This window comes from Nocardia amamiensis NBRC 102102 (assembly GCF_001612745.1).
GTDB lineage: Bacteria > Actinomycetota > Actinomycetes > Mycobacteriales > Mycobacteriaceae > Nocardia > Nocardia amamiensis.
On record NZ_BDBA01000364.1, the window covers coordinates 1 to 3,535 of the forward strand.

4 protein-coding genes and 2 CRISPR repeat arrays are annotated in these 3,535 nt (G+C 65.3%); all 4 genes read right to left on the minus strand.

Annotation, left to right across the window (positions count from 1 at the left end):
- The coding region (locus NA4_RS37610; protein ID WP_067480891.1) for a type VII secretion target at positions 1-422 on the minus strand (422 nt) is incomplete at its 3' end.
- Positions 422-835: a hypothetical protein gene (locus NA4_RS37615; RefSeq protein WP_245671787.1), complete on the minus strand. Its 414-nt coding sequence runs from the start codon at positions 833-835 to the stop codon at positions 422-424. The genes NA4_RS37610 and NA4_RS37615, both read right to left, overlap by 1 nt.
- Positions 836-1,369: 534 nt before the next feature.
- Positions 1,370-1,591: a hypothetical protein gene (locus NA4_RS37625; RefSeq protein WP_157129562.1), complete on the minus strand. Its 222-nt coding sequence runs from the start codon at positions 1,589-1,591 to the stop codon at positions 1,370-1,372.
- 87 nt (positions 1,592-1,678) lie between these two features.
- Positions 1,679-1,855, minus strand: a complete 177-nt coding sequence (locus tag NA4_RS41110) for a DUF6374 family protein (RefSeq protein WP_157129563.1) — start codon at positions 1,853-1,855, stop codon at positions 1,679-1,681.
- Between the two features lie 178 nt (positions 1,856-2,033).
- A CRISPR array of direct repeats spans positions 2,034-2,803; the repeat unit is 30 nt; unit sequence GTTGCGAACCCTCGCAGGGGCGATGAGGAC.
- Between the two features lie 101 nt (positions 2,804-2,904).
- A CRISPR array of direct repeats spans positions 2,905-3,274; the repeat unit is 30 nt; unit sequence GTTGCGAACCCTCGCAGGGGCGATGAGGAC.
- Positions 3,275-3,535 lie beyond the last annotated feature (261 nt).

Here is a 3,535-nt window from a genome sequence, read left to right on the forward strand (position 1 = left end):
GCGTTGCGGATGTGATTGATCCCGTTGTCGGCCAGAGTGTCCTGCCAGGACCGGGCCTTGATTTCATCACTGGACAGGTGCGGGTTGCCGACCAGATGCGTCCACATCTGCTTCATCGTGTCCGACGCCGCCTGGTCCATCATGTGATAGCGGCCCGCGGCCAAACCCAAGGCCTTGGCGATCTCGTTACCCGCCTGCACCAGATGCCGCACACCCCACGACCAGCGCTCGGCGAACCGTTCCAGCGCCGCCTGCACGTTCTGCCGACCAGCCTGCATCGGCGACAACGCCACCAACGAAAAACCGCGCCCGCTCGCGCCGGTCTCCTTCACCCCCAGATCCGACAGCTCACCGATGATCCCGTTGATCCCCTCAGCCGCTTGCACCAGCACCTGCGGATCAACATCGAGGTTGTCACTCATCAGCCACCTCCTGCGCCAGGCAGAGCCGGTGGGAACGCCATCGGCGCCGCTCCGGCGATGTCGATGGCCACGCCCGTCGGCCGCGCACACCGCGCCGTGAACTCCTCCACGATCCGCCTACCCGACAGCGTGTGGTACCTGTATTCGCGGTCCTGGGCGACACCTCGCGCGGCCATGTAACGGGCGAAATCCTCGACACTGGTGAACGCGCACACCCAATCAACACCACCGAACTCACTGACGATCAACCGGCCACCGTCGCTCACACCCACCACCAAGACCGCATTCAGGAACGCTGCATGCAGCACGTCCGGTTGCCCGAAACCCGCATAGAACGCGGCGATCTCCGACCGCAACACACCACAACCGTTCCCCGCCTCCTCGATCGACACGAATAAGGGTTCCTCACTCACCGCGCCCACGGCAACACCATTGCACCAACAAGACTTTCGGACTGAACATCCCGACCATCCACGCCCGCCAAGGCGACATCTACGGCGTCGAGTTCCGCGGCAACTACATCGGCATCGGCTACAAACTCGCCACCGTCGCCCGCTAGGTCATCAACCAACCCAGGGGCATCGAGCCCCGCCACCTCTATTACTGGAGCCGAGGCATCGACGGCACCGGCTACCCCGTCCCGCGCCCCTTTATCAGCGCAGCCACTGCGGCACCAACCACTGGTGGCCCTGGTTCCTACTCGGATGAAAGCGCCCCGGGTGCTCGACTGGCCGGCGGATCGGGCAATCACCGCGCCATATTGTCACCACCACCATCGGGTGAGGTTCGATGAGGGCTGGACAGTTGGCGGAGGAAATCAGCCCAGATCCGGGCAGACTCTGCTGCGGGAGGGCCGCCGTTCAGCGGCGGTTCGGGATTCGGCGCAGGACGCAACTCAGGTGTCATACATTCTCTGACGCGCTCGTCGGCACATCGGTTCCACCCGATCAGTAGCGCGAATCCGTCTCCGCCGACGACGGGAAGTAATCCTCACCTCCCGCCGCGGCCTCCATCACGTCCAGCATCCGCGCGAGCACGATATTCCCTGGCTCGCCGCGCCGGAACGCGACGGCGGGCAGCGCGAGAATCCGCATCACTGCCGCCACATCTTCGGGACTTGGCGCCGGTGCGATTCGCCCGGCCAGGTACCCGGCGAGTTCAACGGCCATGACTTCCCGCGTCGCCGTGTTGATCGCGTCGACCACCGCGCGGACAAGTGCCTGTTGGTCGGCGGGTCATCAGCTCGCCGTCGGCAGTCATTCCTTGCTCTGGGTGGCGTCGCTGTAGATGCGCAGGCCCTCGGCAAGCTTTCGCGCCATGATCTCCAGCTGTTCCGGCGTGACGAACTTGCCGAATGCAGCGGCGTCGAGCAGTTGGCGGCGCACGTCCTCTACCTGCATCTTGGCGAAATCGAGTCGACTTAACTCGGGCATAGCCCGACCCTACCGCCAATCGAACAACTGTTCTAGCTCGACGCGAGCTTCCGCTGCCTCTCCATCCCCTGGCGTGCGTGATCGGCGGCGATCCGCTGCAGTGCAGATGTAACGTTATTCCACTCAACGCCTCGAAGGCGTCGACGGCCAACTATCTCGGATTCCGCCCGCTGGTCGCGTTGCGAACGCTCGCAGGGACGATGAGGACCGTACCCAACCCAGAGAAGCCGCGTCCATGAACCGTTGCGAACCCTCGCAGGGGCGATGAGGACCTGGCACTCGGCTGAGGAGGCGGTCGCGGCCGGGCTCGCGTTGCGAATCCTCGCAGGGGCGATGAGGACGGCTCGTGCCGAAGCGGAACTGAACGCCGCGTTGGGTCTGTTGCGAACCCTCGCAGGGGCGATGAGGACGCGGTTCGCGTCCAGGGTCTTGGTGCCGAACAGGATGTGTTGCGAACCCTCGCAGGGGCGATGAGGACCTCGCCGGTTGGCAGGCCGCACAGGGCAAGTCCTTGTTGCGAACCCTAGCAGGGGCGATGAGGACCGGTGAGGACTCCGTTCGGATGGCGGGACAAGTCCGCGTTGCGAACCCTCGCAGGGGCGATGAGGACCCCGACCGCGTGTCCGGCTGACGTGCACGAGTGGACGTTGCGAACCCTCGCAGGGGCGATGAGGACCCGCCGTGCTCCCGATCCTTCCGCAACGCTTCATCCCAGTTGCGAACCCTCGCAGAGGCGATGAGGACCTGTCACCAACACCCGGCTACCCGCAGGCTGCCAGGACTGTTGCGAACCCTCGCAGGGGCGATGAGGACGTCCAGCCAGCCCTGCGCGACCGCGGTGCTCGATACCAGTTGCGAACCCTCGCAGGGGCGATGAGGACCCTGACGCGCCGCGCGGTGGCCGGGTGGCAGGCCGAGTTGCGAACCCTCGCAGGGGCGATGAGGACCTGCCGAGCACTATCGACACCTCCGCGCTGGGCTACAAGTTGCGAACCCTCGCAGGGCGATGAGGACCTGACCTTCCGCACGGTCGCCTGTGCCCAGCGCAGGTTGCGAACCCTCGCAGGGGCGATGAGGACGGGGGTGCTGTGCCACCACACCGCCGGAGGCGGCAGCCAGTTGCGAACCCTCGCAGGGGCGATGAGGACCGGCGATTCCGACCGCGCGGGACTGCGTGCCCGGCGGGTTGCGAACCCTCGCAGGGCCGATGAGGACATTGATGGATTACACCGTCATCGCGGCACGTGGCGGCATGTTGCGAACCCTCGCAGGGGCGATGAGGACTCGGTAGACGCCGTTGTTGCAAGTGGAGCAATGCATGTTGCGAACCCTCGCAGGGGCGATGAGGACTGGGCCTCGCTCATGCGGGACGTGCGTGTGGTGATCATGTTGCGAACCCTCACAGGGCCGATGAAGACAGGGATCACCGATCACCGGGCCGTGCAGGTGTCCAGTCTGTTGCGAACCCTCGGGTCGATGAGAACCAGCCTCACCCACAACATCACTTGATCGACTGAGATGTTGCGAACCCGGGCACGGGCGACGAGGGACACCGGTCCGCGGCGGGAGGCGGAGATCTACAGCTACACGTTACAAACCCTCGCAGGAGCGACGAGGACGCGAGCGCGGCAGCGGCTACCTCACCCTGCACACCCCGTTGCGAACCCTCGCATGGGCGAT